The sequence below is a fragment of the Cellvibrio sp. KY-GH-1 genome, from assembly GCF_008806975.1.
Taxonomy (GTDB): domain Bacteria; phylum Pseudomonadota; class Gammaproteobacteria; order Pseudomonadales; family Cellvibrionaceae; genus Cellvibrio.
Genome location: NZ_CP031728.1, coordinates 3,994,205 through 4,011,830, shown reverse-complemented (window position 1 = coordinate 4,011,830; position 17,626 = coordinate 3,994,205). Strand labels below are relative to the sequence as shown.

Sequence of the window (17,626 nt, the reverse complement as noted above, 5' to 3'; positions counted from 1 at the left end):
AACCAGTTTAGCTGCCGGGTAATGGGCCGGGGAGTAACAATATTGTCGTGACACCGGGAGGTGGAGCTGCCACCCAACGACGCGATTGCCCTTTACCAAAAGATTCTACTTTTCCGGACGTGGCGAGAGCTTCAAGCGCGCGTTGAACCGTGCGTTGGCTGAGACCTAAAACAAGCGCAAGTGCAGAGCTTGACCAGGCTTCACCATCAGCAAGAATGGCAATGATTGCAGAATATTTTTCTGCAATGGGTTGTTCAAGCACTACAACACTTGCGTTGATCTGAGGCACAAGCACAAATCCCTGCGCTGTGGCTTTTACATCAGCGAGTGAGGCAATTTCTGCGCGAAGACGGCCGATCTCTACTCTAAGACGCACTCGCAAGGTTTCATCGACTAGCTTGTGATGAAACGCGATTTTAATGAGTTGATCACGCGCAACATCCTGCGGCCATGCCTTACCGAGAGCCTGTAATAAATTGAAAAGTATTGGGCGGCTCGCAAGCGAGATCAGGTTTTTTTGATGGCGAAAGGCAAAGCGGCAAGCATCAACAATAATGTGATTTGATTTGTAAAGGGCTTCAACATCATCCAACTTCAATAAAGTATTTGTACTTGCCGAGATTAATCGCGCGGCAGGCGTTTGAAGAAGTTGCGCGGCCTTGTGAATTTCTGCGAAGAGACTTGGAATCAGCGCAAGTTGTGCAGACGCTTGGGCGTGGGCGAGTGCTCTGCGTGCAGCGCCAATATCCAATTGACGTATCGCAATGCTGGCCACTACCAGTTGGTGTGCAGATTTAAATGCCGGAGATGCGTGTTCGGTGTCTATTTTATTGACCAAGGCTTCTGCCTCATCCAATTTTCCAAAAAGCAGTAGTAAGCGCGCCTGTAAGTGTTGAGCGTAAGCAGCGTTAATAAAGTCGCCGTGTGCGCGCAGTAGTTGTTGCGCCGATTCCAACTGGCTTGCTGAACCATCCAAATCGCGTAGTGCCAACGCAATATCCATTTCCGCCACCAAGCAGCGTGCTTTTGATAGGGGTTGCTTGCTACCAAATTTCCGCGCGGCTTTCCGCAACAAAAATTTTGCCCGCTCTAAATCGCCAAGCTGTGCCATAGCAATTCCACGGAGCGCCAACGCGGGTGCATCCTCGCGTAGCGCGACTCTATTCAATGCGCCAAAAAAATCGCCGCGCGCGAGTGCCAAGGCAGCGCTGGTAATTAGGGAGTCCATCCTGATCCCGTCATATTTGTTACTCCCGCACGATTAAGGTCGATGACTACTATAGCGTGGAACTTACCTTAAAGGATTCTCAAAATGCGAAAACTTATTGCAGGATTCAAAGTATCACTCGATGGAAAAATTGAAAGTTAACTCAAAGAGGAAATGCCATGACAAGTTCTTATACAGGCGGCTGCGCGTGTGGTGCGATTCGTTATGAAATCAATGCAGAGCCGTTTATTGGCGTTGAATGCCATTGTACTGATTGTAGAAAGGAAAGTGGAAACGGCCATGCGTCGCATTGGGTTTTTCCACGCGCGGCAGCTCGTATCGAAGGTATTGCGGGCGAGTGGAGCATGACTGCCGATAGCGGAAATGTAAAAACGCGCGCGTTTTGCCCTAGCTGTGGAATACCGGTATATATGACTTTCGCAGCAAACCCTGCTGCGATTAGTGTGCGCGCAGGCACCTTGGATGATCCGAGCCGCTACAAACCAAATGTGAGAACTTATACGTCGCGCGCGCTCGCTTGGGATCGAGTTGATCCCAACTTGCCAAATTTCGAAGAAATGCCGCCACGTTGATAAACGCTAGTTCAAAAAAAAATGCACTTTGGCGAAGAATTAACTTGGCGAATCAGCGCTCAAAGCAGTCGTCCTTTAGCTGGCATGTTGTTTTAGTTCCCCAGTTGGACTACAGCGAATTTCACAAAGAAAAAGTCCAGTACGCGTTGTTATCAGCATAACTGGACTTTTAATTTAAAACTATTTATCGAACCAAAAGCATGTCGGTGTTAAATAATTAGTGATACTTTTAGAAAGCTAAGATATTGATTTATATAGCTGACTACTTTTGTGCATTAAAATAAATAGTGATACTAATTTTATTGATCGTTAATAAACAAAAATAATCATTAAAATAATTGGCGATACTATTTAATCTAATGCAGAAATCCCATTATTTACTAACCGAACTGCGGTACCTCCCTCAAACTTACCTTTTCCAACCGTAGAGCCCCAAAATAACGGCTTTTAACTAGGTTGGCCGGAACAGACTGCGGGACTATGCCCCAAAGCACAAGGCCATCATTTTTTCATTGTAGGCACAATGCCTAGATTCTAGGCTTAAGATGAGTATATCAAAAAAAGGACCCCCACCTATTAAATGCAAACGTTAATAGCCAAAGGTTAAAAACGGCCCCGCCTTGAAAGAAGCTTAATTGAAATAACTTGAAGCGTATGGATACACATCTATTACGCGATAGCAGACTGATCAACGCTACCTTATCCCCCAGCCCATCCGGAGATTGAATCCCTGATAAAAAGGTGTCTTTAGGGTATCAAGAATCACTTGAGGTTATGTTGATTAATTGCCCCACCTCTACATTTTTTGAGTGAGGTTCGTAATTGACAGGTTAATCGCAAAAACCTAACATAAAGTCGTTGCCCAAGAGGCCTTATTGCTTCCCCCCTTTCCCCTGAGGACTTGAAAGCCCAGCGTAAATCTGGGCTTTTCCGATTCAGCTACGCCTCCAGCTTTCCTGGTCTAACATGGAAGGCGCGCCGCCTCCGCAGATCATGCGTTACAGAAAACTCCATATGTGTCGATCTCGGGATAGGCGAAGCGGACAGGTTAGATTCTCACGAAATACAACCGCGATCACTTTATCTCAGAATAATCACCTTCAAAAATGCACTCGGATATGTCGGGAAGGTCGCCAGTTTGGATGCTTCCAAGAAAGCGGCTAGGTGTTGCATTGAGATTTAAACTTGCATAACACTCTGCGATCGGTAAATGTTTTGTGTCAGGGATCGGCATCCATCCAACAATAACGACGTTGTCAGGAAGATTTTCCCATTCACCATCCACTGCGTTAGCCTCGGTTATTCCGCTATTTCCACGTCCCGGCCAGCATCCTAGATACAACGCGATAACAGGAATCATATCTTCCGGCATTTTGTCGTTGCATTTGATCCACATGATAATTACCGTCAATTTACAGATAGCGGTGCCGCATAAAACCCGGATTCTGCTCAGGTCGAGGTGTCAGCTATGTTAATTCACGGACACTTGATCTTCGATAGGCATTGAAAGGCAGTTTTCGGGTATCCCACATCTCAGTTTAGAGGTAAAGAGCGCCGGCCTGCCAATATCAATTGTTGGTTTAGATTTGATTAATTAGTATACTGATCATGTTGGTGCGGACCGGAACCCGAAAGGGGGCATCAATGTCGGGTTGTAAAACCCCTTAGCCAGTGAGCAGGATATTCGGAGGAATCCGATAAAGAGTAGGCCGGACTTTTTTCTCTGACTATCGAACTCGGGCGTCTTTGCCCACAACGAAAGATGGTCGTCCGCTTGGTTTGGAGCATAGTCCCACAGGCGGCTCCGACCAACCTATTAAAAAGGTCGACATTTGTTGGCCTTTTATGTTGGCTAACTTATGGCTCCTTCATGTGTGCACTTGTCTTGAACCACACCCTCCTTGCCAGACTACTTAAACTGCAACACCTTCTCGTTTTTTACTCAATAAAAAGGCCCTGATTGGGCCTTTATAAAAGTATCCAGACACCACTAGCTGAAGAGCTTAGAGCCGCCTTGCGCAGCTACCTGTTGGCACAGGCTGGGGAGCGCTCAATCTCATCTGGTCAGTCGCCCCGCGCCACAATTATCTTCTAAGTATTATTCAGAAGCAATTTAATTGGTTAGCATCATCTGAGACATTGGTGCGAAGTACCAGCTTCTAGGGAACACAAAAACCGACATATCCACCGCTTGGTTTACGCTATTGAAGGCAAATTTGCGTAATGCAGTGTCATTGACTCCTGGCTTTAATGTATTCTTCGACAATTTTTACACTCACAGGATTCGGTGAGTTATTCTGATCCTTAATTGTTATATCAGCATCAAAAGTAACGCCTGAAATGGAGTTAATTTTGTAATTCGAAAACCATTTGTCAGTCTTTTTCACAACCAGAATCACTTTTTCCTGCATGTGGTTCAATCCCATAAATTGAGATGTTTAATTGGAATCCGTTATCGGATATTTTTTTTAAGACTACACTTGGCAACATATTATATTGCCATCCTTCAGTTCCACTGTTGTAACCAATATCAATAACTTTTTTGTTGCACTCTTCAATAATTTTTTTACTATCATTTGATAAACTCTCTAAGTCATCAAAAAATATATTGATAATTTTATGAGGTTCTGCATCCGAATCCGAAATAGAGTACTCAAAATTCAAATGATGATGATTTTCTACCTTTTCATTGAACAAAACTTCGATTTTTTCAGCTAGTTCATTTATTAGAAAGGAAAAATCTTTTAAAGAACTCAATTCGAAATCTACATTTATGAAGTGTGGCCTCATGTATTAACCTCAGAAAGACGATCCCTGGTGCCATCCGTAACCATATCCAGTTTGGGGTAATTAGAAATCGTTTTCCAGTCAAATTACGAATTTTTAATAAAATTAACCCTGCTGTACTATCTCCATCGAATACATAATCGGTTGAAATTGAGCAGTTCAGTACAGAAAGCTCTTTAATTAAATCTCTACAAATAAAGGAGCCCGTAGGGCTTGTATCAGATCTGGCCTCGTATATTACGATCAACCACATTTCGAGTGAATCACTCACGAAATCAACAAGAAATTTGTTCAGGCAACCGTTATCTCTGACATATTGAATTAAAAATTCATTCTCATAATTTACCTCATGAAATATTTCGTAATTTATGATCGAATCTTTTGAGAAAAATTTTTTCTTTGTTTGCCAATAAGCAACATTTCCTTGTTGAATTGCTTTAATGGGAGAGCGTAGTTTAGGATCTTTCGATTTAGGAAAAAATACATCTCCCTCTGGTAATCCAACTTGAGATGAAAATTTTTCTACATCAAAGTTGCTACCGAAAACCTGCAAATAGCAACAAACTAAGTTAGGCATGTTATTTCCACCTTTCAGCTGCAATCTGCTTGGCGCACTCATTTGCACCATATTGCTAAATACTAAATATGTGTCTATATCGATAAATATGTATGTTTTTGCGAATTATTATTTTTCAATAAAATCATCAATCATTTTCTCTTCAAGATACTTTCCCAACATGGATTTTCCATAATTCTCATGTTTTAACCATTCAATTTCTAATGCTTGCTTTGCGGCAAAAGAATCATCTGAATTTAACATAACCACATAAATCAAAAAGTCAACCACAACCTTCAGCTGAGGAAAGCCAAGACTGCTATACCAATCGTTCACCACCGTATGCGGATTCAAAAACCAATTAAAAAACCTTTGAGAAAAGTCATTAGTAGATACAGGGTTGGCAATATATAAATTAATGAATGCAGATAAGTAATATTTGAATGAGTAACTATCCAGATAATGAAATCCGCATTGAAAACTCTTCATATACTCACTTGTAACTGTATCCCAATGTTCTTTTTTATCCAGCACATCCAAACTGATTATCTGGTCCCTGATTTTTTCCTTTTCTTTTTCATTCCAATGCACTGGTATTAATTGCTCAACTGTCCGTCCGGAACCATCAGTACCAGCATCAGGAAATCGACTATTGTTATCGCAATAGTCGCTGTCAGCCAAAGTGTAGTGCTTACCTAGATAAGCAACGGATTGAAAATTTGTGTAGAGATCAGAAAGTACCTTTTCTCTTTGTTGATTTATTAAATTTTTTAATTCACTCATAAACCCGCCCTAGCTGCACAGACGCCAGCCGAAACTCGATTTTCGTTTGCTTCAGCAATATGAGCTGGATCAGGTGGCGCCCAACAAGCATTCTCCTCATCTCTTGCTTCAGCTAAATCACTGTATGCCCCAGCTCTTAAAATCAGCTGCGAGCGCGTATAACCTGCCGCTCTCGGACCCGTACAGCCACCTAGGCTTTCGACTACTCCTTTTAATTCTTGTACACGCCCTCTAATGACAGGCTCTGATGCTGGACTACAAATCCAACACTGAACTACGCCATCTATTACTCGACCTGTAATTCCGCTGGCACATTCACAATTTCTTTGATAAGAATCTTGCGCATTAGCAACTCCAGATAAAGCAAGAGCTGAAATAATAGCAGTCTTAATCATTGTTGCTACCTCAATTCCAATTTCAGGAATTAGAGCCGCAGCTCGAATGTAGCGCGCAAACATAAATGCTGTCGCCGCCAGAGCAACAACAACTAATATAGTTACAGCAACCTCACTTAAATTACATTTAACAACACCGAAAAATGTTGCAGATTCTGTTTTAGTAGTACCAGGCAAAGATGTTAAAACTAGTGCTGGAGCGGTCGCTGTTACTAAATTTACTCCTGATGGATCGTTTTCTGGCAATTTTGTTTCATCTCCGTTTCCACCACCAGAAATCATGTAAGCTCCTGCCCCAGTAGATGGATCGATTAATGTATAGCCTTCTCCAATCCAACCATTGAAATTAATTCTTGATTCATGTGCGGTAGCAATCTTTCCCGCATTTACGGCATTACGAATATCGTTCTCTGCTTCAATTCCAAGATTGATCTGTCCTAACGCCAGATTAAGATTAGAATGATTAATTATCCAGATTTTCTGACCTTGTTGTGAGGCTAAAGCCAACGCTTTTACAGCACTTATTCCTTCGGCTTTTCCCGCTGAACTACTAAACATTTCCTCTGGAACCTGATGCTCCATAGCACTCATCCTGGCACCGATTGCCTCACTAAATTCTATTGCATCCTGTTTATTATTATTTTTTGCAACACGATGTTGTTTCATATGGTCTATATCCATAGTTAAACCAACAAATGCTACATTTCTGGGCAGGCCAAACCAATATTGTGTTTGCAAGCTAGTACTAAAAGTGCCGTAACTTGGCAAACGATAGCTGATTACATCGGAGCTTTGTGCAACAATCTTGTCCTGCAGATCATTTAGTGCGAAGTAATTGAATAGTGTGGCCGATAAAAGATCACCAACTAAATCATGTCTAGTAAGCGACCCCAGTTGTACTTGATTGGGATTTTCAAGTTTTTCTTTTGTCGAATTTAGCCGCTGCTTTAAGCGCATTGCTTGCTCGATACTCACTCCTTGAAGATCAAGACCAATAGCACGATAAGAACCTGCTACTGGATGGTTAACACTCGTCTCCCAACCTTCTTTTGGACTCCATAAGCCCATTTCTTCATAAAGTTCACCACCCATTTTTCCAGCGCTGCCAGATTTAATAGTTGTACCATTGATAGTGAATTCGGCGGTGAGATTAATTAAATAACCTGGTAACGTTTTGGGAATTTTTGCTGGATCAATCGAACCATTTGCTTCCAAAGCAGGTAAACGACTAGCGATAATATCTTCGTCTGCATTTGTTGCGGGCTTGAAACTTAATGCAAATGTTTTTCCAGCTAGTTTTGCGGTCGGCTCCTCAATAGAAATAAATTCATCACCAGGATAACCGTAGCTTTCCGTCGCTAGCGTGTATTTAAATTTGTGGCGCAGATTATTCGGGACTTCATTAAAAGTCTGACTAGTTATAATGCGATTATATGGCAACCCAGCGGCTAATGGTCGAGCGGGTAAGAATTTGACCTCTTGTAAGCCAAGTACTTCCCCTACAGATTTCGTCGCGCTCTGATTCTGAATGTAATTACTTATTTGATTTTCAAAGTTAACGACTTGTGCCTCTATATCAGCTTTCGGTAGATTTTGAATCCATCCTTGCTCTTTGTTTGCAATCGATTTAGTACGAATTGCATTAGCTAATGATTCTCCATCAAACTGCACATCATTTTTTAGATTTACCACATCAACAAATTCATACTGTTTGAAGCTCGCATCCATGGGGATCCAGCTATCGCCTGCCTTTTCGACTACACCGCGACTGGGGAAATAATCCACATAAGCTTCAACCCAAACGTGCTCCAGTTTGAAGGTAGTGATCTTTCCACCTTCAACACGGCCAATCGTTGGAACACCACCCATACCGAGGATGGCTTGGGCCGCTTCCGGGGTTTTCGCATCGCCAACCCAGTTCATAACTTTGGTTGCGGGAATTTCTACCGTACCGTAAGCGTAACGCGCAGGAATGTTGGCAGCACGCAACAAGGCAATTAATAAACTCGCGGTATCAATGGCGTTACCTTGTTTGGTTTCCAGTGTGTGCTGAGCGCCCTGGATAGAACCATAGCTGGGAATAAAGCGGATGTTGTTGTGAACCCAGGTATAAATTTCAATAGTGTTGTTGTTAAGCTCGGCTGCGAGCGCTTTGATTTCTGGCGTTAACTGGATTTCAATATTTTCAGTTAATGCGGCTTGCAGTTCTGCGTTAGCGGCATTGGCCATGGCCTGTGCGACCAGGGCTGGATCGGTATCACCCGCTTGTGCGAGTTGTGCGTATTTAGCGTAAGGGTTTAAACCCAGCGTTGCTTGTAAATCCTGTGGGTTATCCACGGGTTCACGTACCGTTTCATCTGGCGCTTTCCATGGCAGGCTTTCCGGTGTTGCAGGAGTATGCGTGGGTTTAAATTGTTCCTGTTCGAGTGTTTCGTTTAATTGCTCAAGCGCTTGTTCTTGTGCACTGGCCGATTGGGCACTCACTAATGCAGCAAGTTGCTGCTTGGTTTGTGCATAACGGGTTTTGATGTGTTCCAGCGCTTGTGCATGACGTTCTTTAATTAATTTTTTAACATCGTCGCTGAGCGCGTTGCCAGCTGCTGCGGCTTCTTGCTCAAATTGAGTTGCTTCGGTTTCAAATTCGGTAATCGCTTCCTGGTAGGCGGCATCAATGCTACTACTCAACGTTTGCAATTCAGTTAGCTCTTCACTGGTGATTGGCCCATCGCCAAATACACTGGCGAAGGCACTTTGGAACCAGTTTTGATCGGCTTCGCGCTGCTCAATCGCTTGCGGTAATTCCAGTACAATTTTATCGCGCAGTTTTGCCAGACGATTGCTGAGTTTTTTCTCGGGTGTGGTTTCTATGGCAGCTTCCAACGCGGCTTCGCGCTGGTCTTCTTTGTTGATTTCGTTGGCAACTGCCGCCGCTGCCGGGTTGGCGTAAAACACAAAGGTAAAAAAGAATAATGTTAACGCAGCGATTGCTCGTGTAAATAAACCGCCACGAAAGCTGTCCATGGTGATGCTGTTGGTTCCCGAGTTTATGGGATGTCCTTGTTTCATAATGTTTTACCTTTGGTCTTACTCAATACACATTTAAATTGAAAAAGGGGGATAACCGGCTCTGTCACAGAACCGGTTTGTCTTAACAATCAGGGTTGTAAATTCAGGAATTTTTCTGCACGAGTTTCCCAATCCGGACTGGTCCCTGTTTGCAGTTGCAACTGGAGCAACTCTCCACCGGTTTGCGGTAATTTCACATAGAGTAATTGCGTGCGCGTAGCACCGGCTTCCAATGCAAGCGGAGCAGTCCAATCATTGCTGTTAGTGACTTTCGTAAAGTTAGCTGCACTGATAACACTGACATTAGCCGGCATTACCAGTTTCACCTGACCGGTCGCTGTTTGCGCACCGGTGTTTTCATAAGAAACAAGAATCGGCAGGGTTTTGCCCGCCCTTGCCATGATTGGAGCAGGGTTCACTTGTTCCAACGCAGCGAGCAACAAGCTGGCAAATGGATTTTCATTGCTACCCCCCAGGATGGTCGCTTGCGCTAGCAGATCAAAGCCAGCAAATACCGATTTACCTTGTTGGTATTGATAGATTGATAAGGCATTTTTACTTGCAGCCCCCATCGCACCTAACAAATCGCCACCAAAGAAACGATTGTGAATAGACATGTAACCGTTGGTGGTTGAGTACCAGGTTTTTACAATTACCTGCCCATCGACGCGGCCCGCTGGTTGATTCACCTGGGCAAATGGAGCCAGTATGCTGCCTTCAATGCCTACTGAGGTCATAGACAGCGAAGTCGCTTGCGGGAAGTTGAACAGCACTTTATCGCGAATTGCGGTGAGCGATTGCATACCCATGCTCTTGATCGCAACACTCTGGCCTGACACGTTGAATACCACAGTAGCATTCGCAGGAATACAACTCACCGCAAAAGTATGCGCTACGCCAAGATCTACACCGTTCACATTGAAGACTTGCGAACTGCTGGTGCAATCGCCTTTTAATTCCAAGCCACCCCATTGCATTTTCACCGTGCCATTTGCAGGCAGCGCGGAGAGATTTGCGGAAAGTTCTTGCAGGTATTCACGCTCGCCGTTGAAATTAACTGGCATCGGTGCATTACCTTTAATCACCGCACCCGTTGCCATGCCAAAACGTACAGCATCACCCACACCCGACACACTGCCACCAGCAATTAAGTTGCCGTAGTAAATTCGACCTGATGGGAAAGTCACATTACCACCCACCGTCACTACGTCATGCAGTTTGTTCGGATCGAGCTTATCGCCCACACTGAAATTTTGCAGACTCAGATTGCCACCCACTGCCAGACGACCTTCAACTGTCGATGATAATGAAGTGAAGTTATCCCACACAAAATTACCGTAACGACCTGCTGCACCTAATGCGCCGAGGACCGTTTGTGCATCTGCGCCCGGCAAGTCATTTTTGTATTCGCCAATAATGGTTGCGCCATTCGCAGTGAAGTTAAGCACTTGTGATGATTTATTAAATGCACGCTGCCATCCCAGACCTAATGCACTGTCTTTGACTACAACACCTTTTGCATAGGACTCATTTGCCCGCGCTTTAATACCCAAGACGTGCTCAATTGTTTGATGACGGCGATCCGTTGCACCCGCGACAATTAATCCATCACCTGCTGCAACCTTGGCATTCAATGAAGTTTGCGTAGCTTGATCCAGGGTAATTTTTTCACTGAGCAAAGCATACACACCATAACCACCTTGATTTATTTCTATGGCAAATGCTGCCGCGCTATCAACAATGGTGTAGAACCAACCGGCATTGGTGAGCAAACTTTCCAGATAAGTACGCTCAGTGGAAGAAGCATCAATCAATACCAATAAGCGAGCTTTCTCACCCAGGCGCAAGTCGCCACTTAATTTAATCGGCGATTCTTTTACACTGAATAGTGCTGTAGCCAATACCGCAGACTGACCATTTACCGTTGCTTCCAGTACGCACGCATAATCACCTTTTTCAAACGACGTGGTACCAAACACTTGCTGATAGGATTCAGAACCGGATGCAATGAGTGAAAGCTGGCTAAGGTTTTCGTCCTTCACTAACTCAACGTCGACGGCTACAACAGATTTTTTTAACGCAATTGCATCCAGCGTTTTGTTACCGCGATTGGTTATTGCGAAATCACACTGCTGCATCGCACCACGATCCACTTCGGGATGTTGAACAGTGACAGTTCCCAATAAGGCTTGAAGGGGATCTTCCACTACAGCGAAAGCTGCATTGGCAGAAGCAAGCAAGGTTGTTCCTGCTGCGTTATAGATTTGCCAGGATGCTTGATAATTACCTGCATCAACATTGAGTAATGCGAAAGCAGACTGCAATGCAAATTGACCATTGATTGCCAATTGCGGAACAGCAACATCGCGTTCAAAAACTACCTGTGCCTGAGCATTTACAACACGCAGTTTACCGAGTGAGGCAGACTGAATGGCATTCTGTGCAAGGTTAAGCGCTGTGGTATCCAGCTTCACCGTTTCCATTAAGCGGTATTGTTGTTTATCGGTAGAAAGTGTTGCACCAACCAAACTGGTGCCATCAGTAGGTGTAGCGGTAATCGTGATTACAGCGGAGTCTTCCGCTACAACTCGATCACGGGAATCAATCAGTTGCGCATGGATTTTATAAGCACCCGCTGAAGTAGTGCCGGTATTCCATTGGGTAGTAATTAATTGGCTTTCTTGCATCGCCAACGCATTTACGGTTAATGGAGACAATTCACTAATCAGCCCATGGTTATCCGCCGCATGAATAGCAAGCTTCACTTTACCGCCGTTGAACGCTGGTCCCAGATTTTTAACCAGATTGGAAATCTGCACCGCCTCATTGGCAGCGTATACCGATTTATCCGTTTGCAGATCCAGAGTTTGTTCTGTTGCAGCCGTTACCGATGGGATCTCAATAGCTTTGGTAATGGTTTCATCGGTAAATGAATTGGCAAACGCAAATTGCGCTGCACTGCCCACCGGACGAACCTCTTTTAATCCAAGATCTTTCACCGCCAAATCAAAGACCAAATCACGCCCATTACCCGTTACACCTTTTAAATCCCAGACGTATTGAGTACCACCAGTTGCTGATGCATTAGTTACATCAGGCGCAATTGATGGATTGGACAAAAGCACATTGGCTGGTTGATCCAGAGTGAGTTTCACGTCCAGGCCACCGATACGATCGAGCGCTTTAGGCATGTAAACCATAACCAAGCTGGTTGTGCCTAAATCCGTTGTAAACAGGCCAGTATTGCTGTGCCATGATCCATTTGCTTTTTGCGTGTTAAGCAAATAGGTAATAGCACTTCTAACCATTGGATCTTGAGAAGAGGGAGATGTGTACTCAAGAGCGATACCTACTAATGCGGTCATCAAAGGATCACGATTAGCATCTGTAGCGACACCAGTTTTTCCCCAACCTCCATTAGGTGCTTGACGCGATTTTAATAGATCAGCAATCGCGATTATTTTTGTATCCAACTGATCTCGCAATGCACCTTCCGATAAATACTTCTTAGCTTCGGCAAATCCTATCAATGCTGTTGCTTGTAAATTATTATCAGTAGTCGCGATATTGAAATTGTTCAATAGATACTGTGCTATCGACGGCATTGCTGTTTGGTAATTCTGGAGAATACTTCTGTTTAATGGCAACTGTTCCAGAGCAAACAACTTATTCCCAGGCCCACTACCGATGTAAATCTTATCTGCGTGATTTATCACACCGAAAGGCGTATTACCCCAAAGAATGCGTTCCGCTGTACCATCAGGTCTAACCTTATGAACACCAGCAACAGAACCTCCCATCGCATTTGCAGTAACAAACAAAGCGTCATCAGTATCTACAGCGATGTGAATTGGATATCCCTTTAATCCCTCCGCAAAAACAGAAAGTTCTGACGTTTTGGTATCAAATTTTAGAATATTTGCGGATGCATAGTTAGCAACCAACAAGACCTCATCTTTAGACCAAGCTAAACCATAGGGTCTGTTAAACAAACTGCCACTTGCAACTATTTCGATTATCCCTGTTGTAGTATCAACTCGCTTAAGAGTGTTTTCATCATGGCAAACAACATAGATATGTAGAGCCAATGCATCTAGCAATGCACCGCCCGTTCTCGATGAGCAAACTCCAAAGTTTTTAACCACTACACCTGTTGGTGTTGTTTTCAATAACCGGCCTTGTTCCGTAGTCATCCAGAAACCACCATCAGGATCAACATCAAGCCCGTTTATTCGACCACTCACTCCAGATACAGACGTGAAAACTATTTGAGTGGCTGACGCAGCCAAATCCACTCGCTCAAGACGCCCACCTGATTTAGCCAAAAATAGTGCATGGCCGGTGGATTTAAAAACATGATCTCCAGCTGCACCAGTAACAAACGGAATTGATGATCCCCATGCATAATCCGATGGGAAGTTTGATATTTCTTTTTCTGAATCAAGCGCTCTAGCAGCAATTAACGCCGCAATCGATGTTGCTGTTAAATTATTATTCAACCAACCCGTATTATGGTCTTGAGCCCAATAAACTGTACCCGTACCGGTTGAGCGAGTATTCCATAGTTGCTCAAGTGCCTTAATCTGTGTGCGATATACTTGTTGCTGTTCAGGCCACGCGGACAATGCCCAAGCGCCAAACAGTGTTGAAGTTTTCGTGTATTCAGGATGGTCAGTTTCAAGACTTCCGTTGGACTTTTGACCTGTGGTTAGAGTATTGAGCAAATATTTTGCTGCAATTGGATCAACCGTCGCTTTGTTTAGAGCAGACCCCAAACTCGCCAAACTCTGGGCTTGAATATGGCAGCCCAGACAACGATTTGTCTTATCCCAACTGATTGCGCCTGGACCAGTAAACCCAGCACCTTTTTCAACAGCGTTTTTCACCAATACAAATAACGGGTCAACGCTCGAACCCAATTTGGTGTCAACACCTGTTAATCGAATTTTTCCTTTGATTGCCGAATCGCCTTCAGGAAGAACAGATCTATCGATAGAAAATTCTGCTTTTGCTACATCACCAACATAAATAGATCCAGAAATTTTTCCCGCTGTTGCATCAATACGCGTAATAGCGACATTCATTTCGCCAAGCTGCGTCACGGCCGGAGTCCAACTGCCAAAGCTCAAGCTTGCAACTTCATTTTGCTCAAGCGCATTTGCATTCGTGATTGCGCTATGCAAAAGGCTGCCATTTTCTTTTTGTGTGATTTTTAATTCATATTGGCCAGCATCGAGACGCTGATTGCCATTATTGCGTAACAACGCGTCCAACTTGATGGGTGTAGATGCACCGGCCTGGGTGAGAGGAGGATTTATATCAAGTGCACCACCAAATACTGCAACACCCTCAACTGTAGTTTCGTCAAATGAAACCGCCAGCACCTTGCCGCGCGGCAAATCTCTGGTCATGGTTCCAGCTTCAATAATTTCGGCGCGCACTGTGTAATCACCAGCGGCGGTTTGTTTGACTTGCCACGGAACTTCCAACGTAATTCGTTCGCCAGGTCCGAAATCAATATGGGGCGTTAGCGTGGTAGTGCCTGGAAAATACGGCATTAGAGAGTCAACCTCTTCACCGCTTTGATTAACCAGCTTCACCAATACGAGTGCACTTTCAGATACAGAACCCGTATTTTCTACTTCAACACTCAATGTCACGGTTGAATCCGGTTGTACAGATGACGGGGCAGATACTGAGATAACGCTGAGATTGGAATTGATATCAAGTGCCGACAAATTCAGATCAACAACATAGGCACCTTTCACAGCACCCAACGTAATTGCTTGTTTTGACGGTAAGTAATTGTCCGCCGAAATATCCAGAGTCATGCTTGCATTTGACAAGTTTGTAAACTGATAACGACCATCAGCATCAGTGATTGCAGAAAAGGCTCCCGCATTAATACTTAGAGAAGCTCCAGGGATGGGTGCTTTTGAAATTTCATCGCGCACGATGCCTGACAGCGACCAGGCACTTTCTTCCGGAGTGGTAGGAACTAATTTGAATGTACCGGCAACGGCACCAAATGAAGAGGCTGTTACAACGACTTGTTGGGTAACATAACCCGTTGCGGCAATCTCGAGAGTGAATGACAAGCTATCAATACCCGTCAGGCTTGCACTACCAGCAGCACCCGTTGTTACGGTGACGCCTTCACCCAGCACTGTAATAGTTGCACCAGAAATTGGAACACCGCTGACGCTATTAATCGTTGTTGCTAACAACTCTACCTTTGTTGGCAGTTCAGTGGCAGTTGCTTTATAAATTGCCAGGCTTCCCAGATTACCTGCTGCACCCGCCGGAAAATTAATGTTGTAACTTGCACTGATGTAATCCGCAGCACTAACCTGAATAACATGGGCACCACGATTTAAGGGCTGAGAAGTAAACTCACCGGAATTATTTGTTGTGATGCTGGAACCATTAATCACAAGTTGTGCATTGGCAACTGGCAAACCCGTTGAACCATCCACAACCTTTCCAAACAACGCGGCAGGATCACTGACTAACGGAGTATCAACACTTACCAAGCCCTGATTGATTTGCACATTTGTGCCAGACGTTAATGAAAAGCTGCCTGATATTTTGTGGTAGCCAGTCGCATCGATAACAAAGTTGTAATTTCCGTTAGGCAATCCGGCAATTTCAAATACACCACTGGAGCTTGAGGTAACCGTTACTTGCTTGGCTCCTTTCAACTCAATACTTGCGCCGGAGATTGCAACCAAAGACCCACTGTTGAAAACCTTACCAGCAACAATACTACCTGATGATGTTTGGCCAAGAACAAGCTGACCTACATCCGTCACCACTGCATTTTTAACAACGGCCACTGCACTGGTTGAGGAGAAACCGGTTTTGCTAATCGATAATGTTTGGCTTCCTTCCGGCACATTAACCAAATTAAATTGGCCTTGGGTATCGGTAGTCACTTGCAAATTGGTATTGGCAACAGAAACCGTTGCACCTATTACAGGCTGAGTAGATCCAACAACTAATACTTGCCCTTTTATTGATCCTTTGCCTGATGTTGTATTGCCGATTGAATTAACACGTTTAATCGCCTGCAATACCAACGCAGTGGTGTAGACATCACTATGCCAATTATTAGCACTAGCGCGATTCGAAATTGCCTCAACACTTGCCGATAATTCCGCTGATGTATTAGCTCCTGTTGCAAGGGCGGATAAGGCTAATGCCGATTCAAATGTTTGACCCCAGGTATTATCGTTTTTCTTCTTATTAATGAGATAAGCGCGTGCCCCCGCTAATGCGGCAGACACACCAGAGAATTTGGTTTGGTTAGCGAGCGCAAGAATTACTTCAGAAGTCAATGCTATGCTGGAAGTGCCATCCAATTTCCATCCACCATCGGACTGGCGTTTAGAGAGTAAATAACCAACCGTTTTTGCAATCTGAGCCGATGTAGTATGGCTAGTAGCGAGCGCTTGTAGCGCATACGCAGTGCTCAACGGATCGCTTTCGTAGTTTTTATAGCTACCAAAACCACCATCATTATTTTGTCGAATCGACAACTCAGATATTAATGCGCCGTCAACGCTTCCCACTAACGATTGTGCGCTAATGACACGGACTAATATCTCGGTATTTGTAAGGTCGGAAGAAGCGAGAAAATTTTGTGCTAAAGCAACTTGAGTTGGCTTGCTGATTTGATCAAACGATAACGCCTTTAACGTTTCATGTGTACTTTGTATGGGGATAGATAGACTGGATTCAGTTAGGATTGAACCATCTTCGCCTTGCTGGGAAACCAGCCAATCATGGTAGGCCGATGCATGGGCTTGAACAGTAAAAAGAAATGCACAAGCGAAAACGACAAGCCCAGTGAGCTTGCGCAAGCCGAATAACGATCCCATGTTGTATCCCTTTCGAATAATCTGGAGTCTAAATTTTGGACGTAGAAAAAGTGGCGGCAAAATATCAAAGACAGAACACACTTTAAACAGCTTTAAGCGACAATGCGCTCATTTATGTGAACTAATTATCCATATGCCTGATATTTGGGTTCTTCACTACCTGAAGATACGCTGCTGGTAGTGCCATATTTGCTATGGATAAAGAGGCCAAGAGACTTTAGCGAGCACATCCAGTTGGAAATGAAAGTGCCCAGTTAAGGCTTATTTCCATAAAAAGTCTCGAATTCCCTCATATTGGTCAGAAAATCGCATCTTTCTGATTTGCATAGCGTCCCGTAGGGTTCAACGACAAAAACGGC

8 protein-coding genes are annotated in these 17,626 nt (G+C 44.1%); 1 reads left to right on the top strand and 7 read right to left on the bottom strand.

The window, feature by feature from the left end; all coding sequences use genetic code 11:
- Positions 1-7: 7 nt before the first annotated feature.
- Positions 8-1,228 carry a helix-turn-helix domain-containing protein gene (locus D0C16_RS16955; protein ID WP_151033449.1) on the bottom strand — a complete coding sequence of 407 codons (1,221 nt, stop codon included), beginning with the start codon at positions 1,226-1,228 and terminating at the stop codon, positions 8-10.
- Positions 1,229-1,386: 158 nt separating this feature from the next.
- Between D0C16_RS16955 and D0C16_RS16950 the strand changes: the two genes are divergently transcribed.
- On the top strand, positions 1,387-1,800 hold the full coding sequence (locus D0C16_RS16950; RefSeq protein WP_151033448.1) for a GFA family protein: 414 nt from the start codon (positions 1,387-1,389) through the stop codon (positions 1,798-1,800).
- A gap of 1,075 nt (positions 1,801-2,875) precedes the next feature.
- Here D0C16_RS16950 and D0C16_RS16945 read toward each other — a convergent pair.
- The 6 genes from D0C16_RS16945 to D0C16_RS16920 form a co-directional block, all read right to left on the bottom strand.
- A complete protein-coding gene (locus tag D0C16_RS16945; RefSeq protein WP_151033447.1) occupies positions 2,876-3,196 on the bottom strand; it encodes a DUF551 domain-containing protein in 321 nt (106 codons plus the stop codon).
- 977 nt (positions 3,197-4,173) lie between these two features.
- Positions 4,174-4,557: a hypothetical protein gene (locus D0C16_RS16940; protein WP_151033446.1), complete on the bottom strand. Its 384-nt coding sequence runs from the start codon at positions 4,555-4,557 to the stop codon at positions 4,174-4,176.
- Positions 4,520-5,164, bottom strand: coding sequence for a hypothetical protein (locus D0C16_RS16935; RefSeq protein ID WP_151033445.1), 645 nt, complete (start codon positions 5,162-5,164; stop codon positions 4,520-4,522). The genes D0C16_RS16940 and D0C16_RS16935 overlap by 38 nt, the downstream gene beginning before the upstream one ends.
- A 108-nt stretch (positions 5,165-5,272) precedes the next feature.
- The gene (locus D0C16_RS16930; RefSeq protein WP_151033444.1) at positions 5,273-5,926 is read right to left on the bottom strand and encodes a DUF6714 family protein; all 654 of its coding nucleotides are present in this window, start codon (positions 5,924-5,926) and stop codon (positions 5,273-5,275) included.
- Positions 5,923-9,387, bottom strand: a complete 3,465-nt coding sequence (locus tag D0C16_RS16925; protein WP_151033443.1) for a transglutaminase domain-containing protein — start codon at positions 9,385-9,387, stop codon at positions 5,923-5,925. Before D0C16_RS16925 ends, D0C16_RS16930 begins: the two co-directional genes overlap by 4 nt.
- A gap of 89 nt (positions 9,388-9,476) precedes the next feature.
- Entirely contained in the window at positions 9,477-17,267 is a 7,791-nt protein-coding gene (locus D0C16_RS16920) for a choice-of-anchor A family protein (RefSeq protein ID WP_151033442.1), read from the bottom strand.
- Between the last annotated feature and the right edge of the window lie 359 nt (positions 17,268-17,626).